This is a genomic window from Paracoccus sp. SCN 68-21 (assembly GCF_001724535.1).
Classification (GTDB): Bacteria; Pseudomonadota; Alphaproteobacteria; order Rhodobacterales; family Rhodobacteraceae; genus Paracoccus; species Paracoccus hibiscisoli.
The window spans coordinates 42,400-57,962 of sequence record NZ_MEES01000004.1 but is presented as its reverse complement, the minus strand read 5'-3'; the positions used below and the strand labels follow the sequence as shown (position 1 = coordinate 57,962).

12 protein-coding genes and 1 other RNA gene are annotated in these 15,563 nt (G+C 67.6%); 4 read left to right on the top strand and 9 right to left on the bottom strand.

Features of this window, described 5'->3' with window-relative positions; translation table 11 throughout:
• Positions 1-75: 75 nt before the first annotated feature.
• From ABS73_RS02180 to ABS73_RS02145, 8 genes are all read right to left on the bottom strand, one after another.
• Positions 76-846 carry a squalene/phytoene synthase family protein gene (locus tag ABS73_RS02180; protein ID WP_277023394.1) on the bottom strand — a complete coding sequence of 257 codons (771 nt, stop codon included), beginning with the start codon at positions 844-846 and terminating at the stop codon, positions 76-78.
• Positions 843-2,285 (bottom strand): cysteine--tRNA ligase, encoded by a 1,443-nt coding sequence (gene cysS, locus ABS73_RS02175; RefSeq protein ID WP_277023395.1) that lies wholly within the window; start codon positions 2,283-2,285, stop codon positions 843-845. The genes ABS73_RS02180 and cysS overlap by 4 nt, the downstream gene beginning before the upstream one ends.
• A gap of 30 nt (positions 2,286-2,315) precedes the next feature.
• A complete protein-coding gene (locus ABS73_RS02170; RefSeq protein ID WP_277023397.1) occupies positions 2,316-3,539 on the bottom strand; it encodes a glycosyltransferase in 1,224 nt (407 codons plus the stop codon).
• Positions 3,536-5,170, bottom strand: coding sequence for an ABC transporter ATP-binding protein (locus tag ABS73_RS02165; RefSeq protein ID WP_277023446.1), 1,635 nt, complete (start codon positions 5,168-5,170; stop codon positions 3,536-3,538). The genes ABS73_RS02170 and ABS73_RS02165 overlap by 4 nt, the downstream gene beginning before the upstream one ends.
• A gap of 95 nt (positions 5,171-5,265) precedes the next feature.
• On the bottom strand, positions 5,266-6,369 hold the full coding sequence (locus ABS73_RS02160) for an ABC transporter permease (protein ID WP_277023399.1): 1,104 nt from the start codon (positions 6,367-6,369) through the stop codon (positions 5,266-5,268).
• Positions 6,369-7,445 (bottom strand): microcin C ABC transporter permease YejB, encoded by a 1,077-nt coding sequence (locus ABS73_RS02155; protein WP_277023401.1) that lies wholly within the window; start codon positions 7,443-7,445, stop codon positions 6,369-6,371. Before ABS73_RS02155 ends, ABS73_RS02160 begins: the two co-directional genes overlap by 1 nt.
• Positions 7,446-7,540: 95 nt before the next feature.
• Entirely contained in the window at positions 7,541-9,427 is a 1,887-nt protein-coding gene (locus ABS73_RS02150) for an extracellular solute-binding protein (protein ID WP_277023403.1), read from the bottom strand.
• Positions 9,428-9,596: 169 nt separating this feature from the next.
• The gene (locus ABS73_RS02145) at positions 9,597-10,112 is read right to left on the bottom strand and encodes a c-type cytochrome (protein WP_338118609.1); all 516 of its coding nucleotides are present in this window, start codon (positions 10,110-10,112) and stop codon (positions 9,597-9,599) included.
• Between the two features lie 133 nt (positions 10,113-10,245).
• On the opposite strand from ABS73_RS02145, the gene ABS73_RS02140 reads away from it, so the two are divergent.
• Positions 10,246-11,106: a prephenate dehydratase gene (locus ABS73_RS02140; protein WP_277023405.1), complete on the top strand. Its 861-nt coding sequence runs from the start codon at positions 10,246-10,248 to the stop codon at positions 11,104-11,106.
• Between the two features lie 12 nt (positions 11,107-11,118).
• Here ABS73_RS02140 and ABS73_RS02135 read toward each other — a convergent pair whose 3' ends face one another.
• Complete coding sequence (locus ABS73_RS02135; RefSeq protein WP_277023406.1) at positions 11,119-11,664, bottom strand: hypothetical protein; 546 nt, start codon at positions 11,662-11,664, stop codon at positions 11,119-11,121.
• A gap of 319 nt (positions 11,665-11,983) precedes the next feature.
• Here ABS73_RS02135 and ABS73_RS02130 point away from each other — a divergent pair, with 319 nt between their 5' ends.
• The 3 genes from ABS73_RS02130 to ABS73_RS02120 all read left to right on the top strand — a co-directional run bounded on the left by ABS73_RS02130 (position 11,984) and on the right by ABS73_RS02120 (position 15,494).
• Positions 11,984-13,801 (top strand): bifunctional 2',3'-cyclic-nucleotide 2'-phosphodiesterase/3'-nucleotidase, encoded by a 1,818-nt coding sequence (locus tag ABS73_RS02130; RefSeq protein ID WP_277023407.1) that lies wholly within the window; start codon positions 11,984-11,986, stop codon positions 13,799-13,801.
• A gap of 49 nt (positions 13,802-13,850) precedes the next feature.
• An RNA gene (gene ffs, locus ABS73_RS02125) (signal recognition particle sRNA small type) lies at positions 13,851-13,947 on the top strand.
• An 86-nt stretch (positions 13,948-14,033) separates the two neighbouring features.
• Complete coding sequence (locus ABS73_RS02120) at positions 14,034-15,494, top strand: fused MFS/spermidine synthase (RefSeq protein WP_277023408.1); 1,461 nt, start codon at positions 14,034-14,036, stop codon at positions 15,492-15,494.
• Positions 15,495-15,563: the final 69 nt, after the last annotated feature.

Genomic DNA, 15,563 nt, shown 5'->3' with positions numbered 1-15,563 from the left:
CCCCGTCGCCCGGTTGCGGGCTTTTTCCATACCTTCCATAGCTGTGGGCCAAGGAAAAGAGATTTTTCGCGGGGCTCAGCGCCACCAATGCCCGGTCAGCGCCAGCCGCGCCAGCGAGGCGCGCCGCTGGAACGGCGTGATGGCGGGCGTCGCCGCAAACGGGTCGCAGCGCCCGGCCATGATCTCGGACAGCAGGCGCGGCACGCGGGGGCTGGGATACAGCGCCGCCGCCGCCCGGCGCGGCAGCTTGCGATGCATGCGCGCGGCCATGCGCAACCCGTCTCGGGCCTGCTTGGCCAGCGCCACCGCATCCTCGGGGCGGGCAGGCTCCAGCCCCAGGCGCACTGCCTGCAATTGCGGCAGCGCACGCAGCCAAGCGGCCAGACCCGCGCCGCGCGCCTGATGGGCCACGATCTCGCGCGTGCTCTCGGGGGCACCGCAGCGGCGGGCCGCGGTCCACATCAGCGCCCCCGCCGTCGCATCGACATAGGTCAGGACGGCATCGGGGTCGCCAAAAGGCTGTCGCTCGCAGTCGCGTCGGCGCGCCTCGGCCAGGGCTGCCAGCGCGCCCGCCTCGGACCCCCAGGCCTCCCACAGGGGCGTCAGCACGTCATGCAGCGGGGGCGCCGTGCCGCGCCCCATCTCGTCCAGGCGGTCGACCCACCATTGCAGCCGCATCTCGGCCAGCATCGGCTCGGCCGACTGAAAGGGCGCCCGCGCGATCTCCAGGTTCAGCGCATAGAGCGTGACCAGCGCCGCCCGATCCCGCGCCTCAGCCACCAGCACGGCGCCGAAACGGTCCGGGTCGTGCTGGCGCAGCGCCTCGGTGCAGGCCTCCAGTGTCATGCGCCCCAACGGTCCACGATACCCTCCAAACCCGCGCGAATCTCCTCTGCCCGGTCTACATCGAAGGGGTTAAGAAACCGGTATTCGGCGGGCGCGTTCTTCTGCGCGATCAGCTTGATGCCCAGTTCCACAGCCTCCGCCGCGATCCGGTCGGCCTGCCCGAAGTCGCGCGCCGCCCGCAGCGCGTTCCAGCGCCCAGCCACCCTGATTGCCAGATCCGCGATGTCATCGCCCCAGGGCGTGTCCTCGGTCCAGGCGCCGTGATCGGCCTGCAACAGCCCCATCATCCGCGCCGAGGCCAGCAACGCAGGACCGTCCCCCTGGCGTGCCAAATCGTGCAACACCGCGATGGCACCCGCAGCGTTCAGGTCATCGGCAAGGGCCTCGATCAGCGCAGGTGCCGGGCTTGTTGCGGGTTCGATGCCCGCAACAAGCCCCCGCCACCGCCGAAGCACCGCTTCGGCCTCGCGCGCCTTGGCCTCGGTCCAGTCCATGGGCTTTCGGTAATGCGTGGACAGCATCACGAAGCGGATCACCTCGCCCGGCACCTTCTGGTCCAGCAGGTCGCGGACGGTGAAGAAATTGCCCAGGGACTTGGACATCTTCCTGCCCTCGACCTGCAGCATCTCGTTATGCAGCCAGACATTGGCGAAGCCTGCGCCGGGATGGGCGCAGCAGCTCTGCGCGATCTCGTTCTCGTGGTGGGGGAACTGCAGGTCGATCCCGCCGCCATGGATGTCGAAATGCGTCCCCAGAAGCGCCGCCGACATGGCCGAGCATTCGATATGCCAGCCCGGGCGCCCCCGTCCCCAGGGGCTGTCCCACCCCGGCAGGTCGTCGCTGGACGGCTTCCACAGCACGAAATCCATCGGGTCGCGCTTGAAGGGCGCGACCTCGACCCGCGCGCCCGCGATCATGTCATCGACCGACCGGCCCGACAGCCTGCCGTACTCGGGAAAGGACCGGACGTCGAACAGCACATGGCCCTCGGCCTCATAGGCGTGGCCCTTGGCGATCAGGTCGGCGGTCATCGCGATCATCTGTCCGACATAGGCGGTGGCCCGCGGCTCATGGTCGGGGCGCATCGCGCCCAACGCATCCATGTCGGCGTGATACCAGGCGATCGTCTCATCCGTGCGCTCGGCGATCAGCGCCTCCAGCGACAGGGGCGATCCGGCGGCGCGGCGGCGCTGCGCCTCGGCGTTGATCTTGTCATCCACGTCGGTGAAGTTGCGCACATAGGTGACGGCATCCGCGCCATAGACGTGCCGCAGCAGCCGCACCAGCAGGTCGAACACCAGCACGGGCCGGGCATTGCCCAGATGCGCGCGGTCATAGACGGTCGGTCCGCACAGATACAGACGCACATTGGCCGGGTCGATGGGGAGGAAATCCTCCTTGGTCCGGGTGCGGGTGTTGGTCAGCCTGATCTGCGTCATCGGGGGCCTCGTCTGAAGGGTCGCAAGGGTCTAGCCCATCGCGCCCCGGCTTTCCACCCACGCAATCTGACGCGGCAGCGATTGCGACGCCAGATCATAGCCCGACAGGATCGTGGCGCGCGCCGCCGCACGGATCGCGGGGGCCTGCGGGTCGCCCTCCAGCCCGCGGATCAGGGCCGCCGACAGTGCGCCCGTGTCAAAGAACGGCACCAGCCGCCCGTTCACCCCATCGGTGATCAGCTCGCGCACCGGTTCGGTATCGGAACCCACGACATAGGTCCCCGCCGCCATCGCCTCGGTCAGCGACCAGGACAGAACGAAGGGATAGGTCAGATAGCAATGCACCCGTGCCACCTGCAACAGCGACAGATAATCGCCATAGCCCACCCGCCCGGTGAAATGCACGCGGGACAGGTCCAACTGGCCGCCGACCTCGGCCAGCAGCTTGTCCTTCCAGCTGTTGGCGTCGCGGGGCTTGGCGCCATAGCTGGTGCCTTCGGCCCCCACCAGCACCACCTGCGCCTGCGGACGCGCCGCCAGCACCCCGGGCAGCGCGCGCATCAGGATGTGGAACCCGCGATAAGGCTCCAGCGACCGCGACACAAAGGACAGCACCTCATCCCCCGCGCGCAGGGTCGGCCCGTCGGGCAGCACCAGTCGCGCGCCAGGGTCCGGGGCCACGCGTGCGGTGTCGATGCCGTCATGGATCACGGTGATCTTGCCGCGCAGCTCGGGCGGAAAGCTGTCGGCCTGATAGCGGGTCGGCGCGATCGCCCCGTCCGCCTGCACCAGCGCCTGGATCAGATGCGCCGACCGGGCCACGGTCATGAAGCGCGCCTCGTCCCGGTCGGGGCTGATCTCGGGGTCGAAGCCCACGTCATGGCCGCGCGTGCGATACATCAGCTCGGCATAGATCAGCAGGGTGGCGTCGGGCCAGATCTCCTTGAGGAACAGCGTCTCGCCCCAGCCCGGATGACCGATGATGATGTCGGGGTGAAACCCGTGCCGGTCGCGCAGCGCACGCGCGCCGCGTGCCGTCAGCAGCCCGCGTTCGGCGTGGTCGGCATAGGTCCGCCCCAGGGCGCTGTCGGTCTGCACCGGCGTGGGCGCCTTATAGCGCAGGGTGCGGATCGGGCTGGGGCGCTGGTTCTTCTCATCGGTCAGGGCCAGCACCTGATGCCCCCGCGCGACCATCGCCGGGGCCAGATGGGGAAACTGGCCCGGAAAGTTCTGGTGAACGAACAGGATCTTCATTCGTGGATCGGAAACGCCGCCCGCAGCAGGGCGCGGGTGTAATCCTGCTCTGGTGCGTCAAAGATCTGGGCCACGCTGCCCTGTTCGACCACCAGACCCGCGCGCATGACCATGATGTGATGCGCCATTGCGCGCACCACCCGCAGGTCGTGGCTGATGAACAGATAGGCCAGCCCGTATTTCCGCTGCAGATCGCGCAGCAGATCCACGATCTGGACCTGCACGGTCATGTCCAGCGCGCTGGTCGGCTCGTCCAGGACGACGACCTTGGGACGCAGGATCATCGCGCGGGCGATGGCAATGCGCTGGCGCTGCCCGCCGCTGAATTCATGCGGATAGCGGTGCATCAGCTCGGGGTTCAGCCCGACCTCGGCCATGATCTCGGTCACCATCTGGCGGCGGTCGCGGCCCGGCTCGACCCCGTGGACGCCCAGACCCTCGGTGATGATCTGCTCGACCGTCATGCGGGGCGACAGGCTGCCATAGGGGTCCTGGAACACGATCTGCATGTCGCGGCGCAGACGGCGCAGCTGGCCGCCGCCCCAGCCCTGGATGTCCTGCCCCAGATAGAGGATCGGCCCCCGGCTTTCGATCAGGCGCATGATCGCGAGGGCCAGCGTGGTCTTGCCCGAGCCCGATTCGCCCACCACGCCAAGGGTCTCACCGGCGCGAAGGGTCAGGGTCGCGCCATCGACCGCCTTGACGTGCCCGGTGACCCGGCGCAGCAGGCCGCGCTTGACCGGGAACCAGACCTTGAGGTCGCGGGTCTCGACCATGACGGGCGCGTCGGGGGCCACGGGTTCGGCCTGCCCCTGCGGTTCGGCCGCCAGCAGCTTTTGCGTATAGGGATGCTGGGGGTTCGCGAAGATGTCGCGGGCCGTGCCCTGTTCGACGATCTCTCCATCCTTCATCACGCAGACGCGATCGGCAATGCGGCGCACGATGCCCAGATCGTGGCTGATGAACAGCATCGACAGCCCCTCGGCCGCCTTGAGTTCCGCCAGCAGGTCCAGGATCTGCGCCTGGATGGTCACGTCCAGCGCGGTCGTCGGTTCATCCGCGATCAGCAGCTCGGGGCCGTTGGCCAAGGCCATGGCGATCATCACGCGCTGACGCTGCCCACCCGACAGCTGGTGCGGGTAGTCGGCCAGACGGCTCTCGGGGTCGCGGATGCCCACGCGGGTCAGCAGCTCGATGATGCGGGCCCGCGCACGGGCCCCCGACAGGCCCTGATGCAGCGCCAGGCTTTCCGACAGCTGCTTTTCCAGCGTGTGCAGCGGGTTCAGCGAGGTCATCGGCTCCTGAAAGATGAAGCTGATGTCATTGCCGCGGATCGCGCGCAGGTCGCGATCGGAGGCGCCGACCATCTCTCGCCCTGCATATTTGACCGACCCCTCCAGCACCGCCGACCCGGCAAGCAGCTGCACCGTGGACAGCGCCGTGACCGATTTGCCCGAGCCGGATTCGCCCACGATGGCGACCGTCTCGCCGCGGTTGATGTGGAAGCTGACGCCGCGGACCGCCGGAATCACCGCCCCTTCGGAGCGGAACCCGATGCGCAGGTCGGTGACGGCCAGCACCGCGTCGCTGGCAGGGGCGGGCGTGGCATGGGTTTGGGGCGCGCCGGGCATGGCGCCGCCATGGCTCTCGGCGATGGCGGCCTGCGCTCCGGCGGCCGGGCGGATGGGCGTCACGGTCCCCGTGTCGGCTGGCATCGGCCGGTCTGTCATCGAAACGTCTTTCGCGGGTCAAAGGCATCGCGGATGCCCTCGAAGATGAACACCAAGAGCGACAGCATGATCGCGAAGGTGAAGAACGAGGTGAAGGCCAGCCACGGCGCCTGCAGGTTCTGTTTCGCCTGCAGCGCCATTTCCCCAAGCGAGGCCGATCCGGCGGGCAGGCCGTATCCCAGATAATCCAGCGCGGCCAACCCGCTGATCGTGCCGGTCACCACAAAGGGCAGCATGGTCAGCGTGGCGACCATCGCGTTGGGCAGGATGTGGCGGAACATGATCTTGCGGTCGCTGACCCCCAGGGCGCGGGCGGCGCGGACATATTCGAAATTGCGTGCGCGCAGGAATTCGGCCCGGACCACGCCGACGAGCGCGGGCCAGCCGAACAGGATGGTGACAAACACCAGCAGCCAGAAGCTGCGCCCCAGGATCGCGAACAGAATGATGATGACATAAAGCCCCGGCGTCGAGGCCCAGATCTCCAGCACGCGCTGGAACACCAGGTCGGTCCGCCCGCCAAAATAGCCCTGGATCGCCCCCGCCGCGATGCCGATGGTCGAGGCGATCGCCGTCACGATCAGCGTGAACAGGATCGAGGTGCGGAACCCGTAGATCACCCGCGCCAGCACGTCGCGCGCCGTGTCGTCGGTGCCCAGCAGGTGGTTGCCGTCGGGCGCGCTTGGCGCGGTGCCCACATTGTTGATGGTGCGATAATGATAGGGGATCGGCGGCCAGATCATCCAGCCCTGCTCGGCCCGGGGGACATCGCTGACGCCGGTCTGCACGGCCTCGATCAGCCCTTCGGGGTCGTCCCAGCAGGCCTCGCGGCCGCCGCTGATGATCAGGCACTGGACGGCTTCGTCGCGATAGATCGCCTCGGTCCCGAAATCGCCGCCGAACGCGGTCTCGGGGTAGAAATTATAGGCCGGCCAGTACAGGTCGCCCTGATAGCGGACGACGATGGGTTTGTCGTTCGCCACAATCTCGGCGAACATCGCGGTCACGAACAGCACCGAAAAGATCACCAGCGACCAGAAGGCCCGGCCGTTGCGGCGGAAATTGCGCAGCCGGCGGCGGTTCAGTTCCGACATGGCCATCAGCCGGCCCTCTTTTCGAAATCGATGCGCGGATCGACAAAGACATACATCAGGTCCGACAGAATCCCGACGACAAGGCTCATCAGCCCGAACACGTAAAGCGTGCCGAAGATCACCGGATAGTCGCGCTGGACCGCCGCCTCAAAGCCCAGGCGCCCCAGCCCGTCCAGCGAAAAAATCGTCTCGATCAGGATCGACGACCCGAAGAACACGCCCAGAAACATCGCCGGAAAGCCCGCGATCACGATCAGCATCGCGTTGCGGAACACATGGCCATACAGCACGCGGCGTTCGGTCAGGCCCTTGGCGCGGGCGGTGATGACGTATTGCTTGTTGATCTCGTCCAGAAAGCTGTTCTTGGTCAGCAGCGTCAGCGTGGCGAAACTGCTGATCGTCGCGGCCATGACCGGCAGGAAGGCGTGCCAGGCATAGTCCTTGACCTTGCCCCACAGGGACAGGTCCGCGAAATTGTCCGATGTCAGGCCGCGCAGTGGAAAGATCTGCCAATAGCTGCCGCCCGCGAACAGCACCATCAGCAGCACCGCGAACAGGAAGGCCGGGATCGCATAGGCCATGATAATCACGCCCGAGGTCCAGGTGTCGAACCGCGACCCGTCGCGCACCGCCTTGCGGATGCCCAGCGGGATCGAGATGACATAGGCGATCAGCGTGGACCACAGCCCCAGCGTAATCGAGACCGGCATCTTCTCCAGCACCAGGTCCATCACGCTGATCGAGCGGAACCACGAGGTGCCAAAATCGAACCGCAGATAGTTCCACAGCATCGACAGAAAGCGTTCCACCGGGGGTTTGTCAAAGCCGAATTCCCGCTCCAACTGGGCGATGAATTCGGGCGGCAGCCCCCGCGCGCCCTCGTATCCGGTGGGCACCGCCTGCTGGCCGCCGTCGCCCCCGCCCGAGATGTTGCGGAACGCATCGCCCTCGCCCTGGATCTGGGCCGCGATCTGTTCGATGGGCCCGCCCGGCACGAACTGCGTCAGCGTGAAATTGACCACCATGATGCCGAGTAATGTCGGGATGATCAGCAGCAATCGCCGCAGGATATAGGCACCCATCAGCCCCTGCCCTTCCCCTGGTGTCCGCCCCTTGTCGGGGCCGTCTGGTTATCCGGCCTTGTGGGCCTTTCGCTGTCGGAAATCAAGCCGCGCCCTCAGCGCCGCAGCGCGCCCGCCGCGCGCAGCGCCTCGGCCTTGGCCGCGTCGTACCACCAGAAATCCATCTCGCCCAAGGCATAGGGCGGCAGTTCGTCAGGCCGGTCATAAATGTCGAAATAGGCGACAAGGTGATCGGGGTTGTACCATTGCGGCACCCAGAAATGCAGCGCCCGCAGCGCCCGGTCCAGGGCGTGGACCGCGGGCAGCAGATCCTCGCGCGTCTCAGCGGCGGCGGCATGGGTGATCAGCCGGTCGATCGCGGGATTGGCCAGCCCCATGACGTTGAAGACGTCATCCACCGCGTTCGAGCCGAAATACTGCTGCAGGCCGGTGCCGGGGATCTCGGGTTGGCCCAGATGATCGCCGATCATGTCGAAATCAAAGCTGCGCTTGCGATTCTCGTATTCGGCATTGTCGACGCGGCTGTTGAACGCGTCGATGCCCAGGGCGCGCAGGTTTTCGACGAAGGGGTTGATCACCCGGTCAAAGGTCTGGCTGTCGTTCAGGATCTCCAGCCGCAGGACCTGACCGGCCGCATTGCGGCGCAGCCCGTCGCTGCCCGTCACCCAGCCCGCCTCCTCCAGCAGGGCGGCGGCGCGGCGCAGGTTGCCCCGGTCCATCTGCCGCTCGCCCGACACGGGGGCGGTGACGGCCTCCTCGGTCAGGATACCGTCGGGCAGGTCCCCCGCGACGGGCTCCAGCAGGGCCAGTTCCGCGCCCTCGGGGACGCCCTCGGCCTTCAGGTCGCTGTTGTCCCAAAAGCTCTCGACCCGGTTGTAGAGGCCGTAGAACTGCGTCTGGTTCGTCCATTCGAAGTTGAACATCAGCCCGATCGCCTCGCGGACGCGGATGTCCTGCCAGATCGGGCGGCGCAGGTTCAGCACCCAGGCCTGCCCCGAGGCGACGGTGCCGTCCGGCAGGGCCTCCTTGACGACATGACCCGCGTTCAGCGCCGGGAAGTCATAGCCGATCGCCCAGGACCGGCTGCTGACCTCGCGGCGGAACAGGTAGAGCCCGGCCTTGAACGCCTCGAAGGCCGCATCATAATCCGAGAAATATTCAATGCGGATCGTGTCGAAGTTGAAGCGCCCGCGATTGATCGGCAGGTCGGCGCCCCAATAATCGGGATTGCGGCGATAGGCGACAAAGCGGTTCGTGTCCGCCCGGTCAAAGACATAAGGCCCCGACCCAAGGAAGGCCGTCTGCGACGTCTGCTCCAGGCTGCGGTCGTTCGCCTCGAAATCGGCGCGGCTGAAGACAGGCAGTCCGCCGACCAGCTGGATCACCTCGCGGCGCGGGATGTCTTCGGCGAAATCAAAGCGGATGCGGTGATCGTCCAGAACCTCGGTCCCGGTGACCTGCTGGCCCAGCACCATGCGGAAACTGGACAGGCCCTGGTCGCGCAGCGTCTCATAGCTGAACAGCACGTCATGCGCCGTCAGGGGTGTGCCGTCGCTGAACCGGGCCTCGGGGCGGAGGTTGAAGATCACCCAATCGCGGCTTTCAGGATACTCGATCGTCTCGCACAGCAGGCAATAGGCCGCGCCCATCTCGTCCGCCGTGCCGGTCAGGATCGTCTCGAGCGGCATCGAGGCCAAGGCCGCCGCCCGCCCGCGAAAGGTGAAGGGGTTGAAGTTGTCAAAGCCCGTGGAGTTGGGGATGGCCTGCGACATCTCTCCGCCCTTGGGGGCGTCGGGGTTCACATAAGGCAGATGCTGAAAGTCGGCGGGCAGACGCAGGGCGTCAAAGACCGACACGCCATGCGCATTGATCACCGCCTCCTGCGCCGGGTCCCCTTGCGATGCCTCCTGGGCCTGGGCCGGGCCGGTCAGCCACAGCGCCGTCAGCGCGGTCAGCAGGATATTCGGGACAGTCTGGCGCATCGTTCACTCCCCTGGATCGGAGGGAAGGCTAGGCCAGCACCCCACCGCCCATCAAGCCGCGATTTCGTGAACATGGGGCGGCGGCAATGCACGCCATGTCGCAGGGCCTCGGACAGCAAAAACCCCGGCATCGGCCGGGGTTCTGATGGTTCGCGACGGGCGTGCCGGATCAGGGGTTCGCTTCGAGGAAGGCGATCAGGCTGGCGCGGGCCTGGTTGTCGCGGATGCCCGCGAAGCTCATGGCGGTGCCGGGCATGTAGCCGCGCGGGTTCTCGATGAATTCGAACAGGTTCTCGGGGGTCCAGACGCCGGGCATGTCCTGCGCGGCCGAGGAATAGTTGAACCCGGCGATGGACGCCTTGTCGCGGTCCACGACGCCGTTCAGGTGCGGACCCACGCCGTCATTGCCGTTCAGCTGGTGGCAGGACCGGCACTTGGCCCATTCCCGCTCGCCCTGGGCCAGATCGGCCGAGGCCATCAGCGCCTCGAAATCGACGACCTCCTCGCCGGCGCCGGCGTCGGATGCGGCGGTCTCGGGGACCGGGATGGTGTAGGCCTGCGCGATCTCGTCGTCGCCGTGACCGCCCCCATGGCCGACATGGAACAGCGCGCTTGCCGCCCAGTTGGCCAGCATGAGGAACAGCAGCGCGCCGATGAAGGCTCCGGCTGCCTTGGTCAGGGTCATGGTATTGAACATCGCGTGCGGTCCCCGCCTTGGTAAGCTCGTCAAGTCGAGCGGTATCTATCCGCTTTCGCTTTCAAGGATCAAGGTATAGTTACCCTCGCACGCTCAAATTTAGGACAGCGGGGGCCCTGTCATGACCACGAATCGCATTGCCTTTCAGGGAGAGCCGGGCGCCTACAGCCACGAGGCCTGCCGCAGCGCGCGCCCCGACATGACCCCCCTGCCCTGCCGAACCTTCGAGGATGTGGTCGAGGCCGTGCGAAGCAATGCGGCCGATCTGGCCATGCTGCCGGTCGAGAATTCGACCTATGGCCGCGTGGCCGATATCCATCACCTGCTGCCCGAATCCGGCCTGCGGATCATCGACGAGGCCTTCGTGCGCGTCCATATCAGCCTGCTGGCCGTGCCCGGCACCACCCTGGACCAGGTCCGCGAGGCGATGAGCCACACCGTCCTGCTGGGCCAGTGCCGCGGCTTTCTGCGCCGCCATGACATCCGCGCGCTGACCGGCGCCGACACCGCGGGATCGGCCAAGGAGGTCGCGGCGCGCGGCAATCCGTCGCTGGCCGCCCTGGCCGCCCCCCTGGCCGGCGAGATCTATGGACTGGACCGCCTGGCCGACCGCATCGAGGACCGCCAGAACAACACCACCCGGTTCCTGATCATGTCACGCGAGGCCGATGACCGCCGCCGGTCGGACCGCATGCTGACCAGCTTTGTCTTTCGGGTGCGCAACATTCCGGCGGCGCTCTACAAGGCGATGGGGGGGTTTGCGACCAATGGCGTGAACATGACCAAGCTGGAAAGCTACATGGTCGACGGGGTCTTCACCGCGACCCAGTTCTATGCCGATATCGAGGGCCACCCGGAGGACGCCAACGTCGCCCGCGCCCTGGAGGAGCTGCGTTATTATACCTCTATGCTGGACATCCTGGGCGTCTATCCCGCTGATCCGCTGCGCGAGGCGCAGCGTCAGGCCACGACGCCCGAATAACCGCAGGGCCGGTCAGGCCGGAGAGCCGCTCATCTGCTGGACGAATTCCTCGATCCGGCGCTGATAGCGGCGGTCCAGCTGCGACTTGCCCAGCTTGGCGGTCTGCAGCATCAGGCGGGCCTTCATGTTGCGCGGCTTGACCTCGGTCTCGAAGATCAGGCGCGACCGCGCGCGGCTCAGCGCGACGACGGTGGCGATGATGCCCAGCTCCAGCGCGTCGGACCGTCCGGCCATGGTCATTTGTTCCGGCCGGTCGAACCGGGTGACCGCCAGGCGCAGCTTGCGCGGCTTGCCGCGCCAGTCGAACCCGATGTTCCAGCCCATGCCGATTCCCGGCTCCAGAGAGGGGTCGATGCGCGACACGCTGGCCCCCCTGCTGATCAGCATCCGTTCAAGCGCGTCGAAATTGCCGATCGTCTCGAACAGACGTTCGGCGGCAAGATCGGTATCGATACGCGTCGAAAACTTCATCTTGAACAACCCGCTGACCATGCCGGGGCCATCCGTCGGAAAGGACCCGTCGTTCGGCTGATAGTCCAGATTGGGTTGGGTATTCAACCAAGTCGTCAGCATTGTCACACATCACTTGCTACAATTTTCCCTTTTGCCACAAAACCGGATGAAAATCTCCTGTCCATTGGGGCAGGTTTTCGCGCGACGGGCCGGAGGGCTGATAAAGTGCAATAAATGCAATCACGGGTTGTCTGTTTTCAGGCGAATGCGTTAATCAAGACAAAAGACCGTGCAGCGCCCATCCGGGCGGGCTTCCGCCTAAGACCAAGAACGCCAGGGCCGTCCGATGTCTGACCGTGCCACGAAGCGACCGATCGACAATCCTGCGGGCCCCCATCATGCGGGTTCCGTGCCGCCGGACAGCATGACCCTTCGCATCCTGGCGACCAGCGACCTGCACATGCACCTGTTGCCCTATGACTATCTGGCGGATCGCCCCTCCGACCGGATCGGGCTGGCGCGCACCGCGTCGCTGATCCAGGCCCGCCGGGCCGAGGTGCGGGCCTGTCTGCTGCTGGACAACGGCGATTTCCTGCAGGGCGGACCCATGGGCGATCTGGTGGCGCGACGCGCGTCGCTGTTTCCGGACACGCATCCCGCCATCGCGGCCATGAACGCCCTTGGCTATGATGCAGCGGCGCTTGGCAATCACGACTTCAACTTTGGCCTGACCTTTCTGCGGCGCACCGTGGCGCGGGCGCGCTTTCCGGTGCTGGCGGCCAACCTGTCGATGCGGCGCGGGCCCGATTTTGCATCGTTCTGCGTGATCGACCGGTCTCTGACCGACCCCCAGGGCAACCGCCACCCGCTGCGCATCGGGATCATCGGGTTCCTGCCCCCGCAGACCGAGGAATGGGACCAGGACCTGCGCCCCCTGATGCACAGCGACGACATCATGGACTGCGCCCGCCGCCTGGTGCCCCGCCTGCGCGAGACGACCGGCGTCGACCTGGTCGTGGCCCTGGCCCATACTGGCATCGGCCCGCCCGACCCCACCCCGCGGATGGAGCATGCGGCCCATGCGCTGGCCACCCTGCCCGGCATCGACGTGCTGGTCGCGGGCCACACCCACGAGGTCTTTCCCGGCCCCCGCTGGCAGGGGCGCCCGGGCATCGACGCGCTTCGCGGCACGCTGTCTGGCAAACCCGCGGTAATGCCCGGTTTCGGCGGGTCGCATCTGGGGGTGATCGACCTGCATTTCACCACCGACCCCCAAGGCCGCCTGACGGTCGCGAGCTTCTCCGCCCGGACCGAGGCCGTGGCCCCCGCCACCCCCGCTTCGGCGCTGGTGGCCCGACCGGTGGCTGCCGCCCACCGCGCCACATTGCGCCAGCTGTCCACGCGCATCGGACGGTCGGCCTCGGCTCTGAACAGCCATTTCGCCGTCATCGGCCATGATCGCGGCCTGCGGCTGGTGAACCTGGCGCAGCGCTGGCATGTCCGCCAGCGGCTGGCCGGCACCGCGCATGAGGGGCTGCCGGTGCTGTCGGCATCGGCCCCCTATCGGGCGGGGGGACGGGGCGGGCCGCAGCATTACACCGATGTACCGGCAGGCACGCTCAGCCTGCGCCACCTGGCCGATCTCTATTCCTTCCCGAACCGCATCACCGCGATTCGCTTGACCGGCGCGCAGTTGCGCGGGTGGCTGGAACGCTCGGCCAGCCTGTTCAACCACATCCCCCCCGGCAGCCGTGACGCCACCCTGCTGAACCCCGATTTCCCGGCCTATAATTTCGACGTGATCGACGGGATCAGCTGGCGCATCGACCTGTCGGTGCCCGCGCGGTTCCACCCCGACGGGCGGCTGGCCTGCGCCGATGCCGCGCGCATCCGCGACCTGACCTGGCAGACCCGCCCGGTCGCCGACGACCAGATCTTCGTGCTGGCGACCAACTCGTATCGGCTGGCGACCTGCGGGCTGTTCAGCCCTCTGGTGGCGCGCAACACGGTCATTCTGGACCGCGACGCGATGACCCGCGACGTGCTGCGCCGCTATGTCCGCCGTCAGCGTTGCATCCGCGTCCCTGACCGCCCGAACTGGACCTTCGTGCCCCAGCCCGACACCTCGGTCCTGTTCGAGACCGCCCCCATAGCCCTGGACCGCCCCCTGCCCGAGCCCGACCGGCTGGAGGGTCTGGGCATCGGCCCGGACGGATTCGCGATGATGCGCCTCACCCTCTAGGGCGCGTGCGGGCTTGCATCCGTCGCGCGACCATCCTATCTGTGCGCCCGAGAGGTTGGCGCGGGCAAGCGCCTCGCCAAATCGGTCAGGTCCGGAAGGAAGCAGCCGTAACGAGCCCCGCCTGGGTCGTTGTCCAGCCTCTCACCCACCCCCTCATACCATGCCGCCCGCACTCTGGTCGCCGCGCGCGAAACATGGCAGGCAGGCGCGTGTCATTCGCCAAGGAAGCTCCATGCGGTTCTGGACCACGATCGCCCTGATCCTTGTTCTGTCCGCGGTCGGGCTGACCTACGAGATCGCCGCCGGTCGGGTGCTGGCGCCGTTCTTCGGCACGTCCCTGGTGACCTGGACGACCGTCATTGCGACCATCCTGGCGGGGTTCTCGCTTGGCAGCGCGCTTGGCGGGCTGGTGGCCGAACGGGACGCAGCGGTCGCCGCCCGTACGGTGCGTCTGGCGCTGATCGCCACGGCGGTGCTGATGGCGCTGTCGCCCGCCGTCCTCAGCCTGATCTATGCCCTGGGCGCCCGAGAGACGGGCGGCATGCTGCTGGCCGTCATCCTGGCCTTTCTGCCCGCCTCGGTCCTGGTCAGCTTTCCCTCGCCCTTCTTGGCCCGGCTGGCGGTCGAGGCCCGTCCGGGGCGAGAGGGCTCGTCCCTGGGGATGGTGCTGGCAGCGGGCTCTCTGGGCGCGATCCTGGGGGCGGTGCTGGCGGGCTTCGTCGCCCTGCCGCTGATCGGCTCGGTCGCGACCTTTGCCGGATGCGCGGCGGCGGTGCTGCTCTGCGTGCCGCTGATCCGGGGCGGGGCCTCCGCTCCGGGCGGGATGGCCCGGCGGCCCGGAACGGTCGTGGCGGTGGTGCTGGGGGGGCTGGTGGTCGCCGCAATCGCCGCCAGCGGGCCGATGTGCCGATACGAATCCGGGATGTCCTGCGTCGATGTCCGGCGCCATGGCGATGCGGTCTATCTGTATTCCGACCGCACCCAGCAGGCCGCCGAACGGATGGCGCCCGGCACCGACGCGGAGGGTCCGGACGACCGGATGGTCATGCCCTATACCCGGTGGCTGTGGGCGCGGATGGATGCCGATCTGGGGCCCGCGCCTTCGGTCCTGTTCATCGGTGGCGGCGGTTACAGCCTGCCCACGGCGCTGCTGTCGTCGCGCCCCGCAGCCCGGGCCGTCGCGGTCGAGATCGACCCGCTGATCACCCGCGTGGTGCGCCAGCACATGCCCTGGGCCGCCGCGATGATCGCGGAACAGCCCGCCCCCGACCCGGCGGCGGCGCGGCTGCAGGTCGTGCATGCCGACGGGCGGGTGTACCTGAACCAGACCGACCAGCGTTTTGACGGGGCGGTGATGGATGCCTTTTCCTCGGGCTCGGTACCCGCACACCTGGCCACGCGCGAAACCTATCAGCGGCTGCGGGCCATCGTGGACGGCCCGGTCTATGTGAACCTGATCGACGCGCCGGATGGCCCACTGGCACGCGGCATCCACGCGATTCTGGCGGAGCTTTGGCCGCATGTCGAGGCCGCACAAAGCCCGGTCAGCGGACGCGGGCGGGCCAATATCGTGCTGGCCGCGTCCCCGACGCCCCTTCGGGCGCTGGACGGGCTGCCCCCCGGATATCAGCGCGTCCGGATCGCGCCGGGCCGCGCCCTGACTGACGACCGGGGCTGGGTCGGGCATCGCTGAGCGCCCCTTCCCGGGGCGCAGGGCTGCCATGCGGTGCCTTGCCTGTTGCCGCCCGCGCGCCCATGTTAG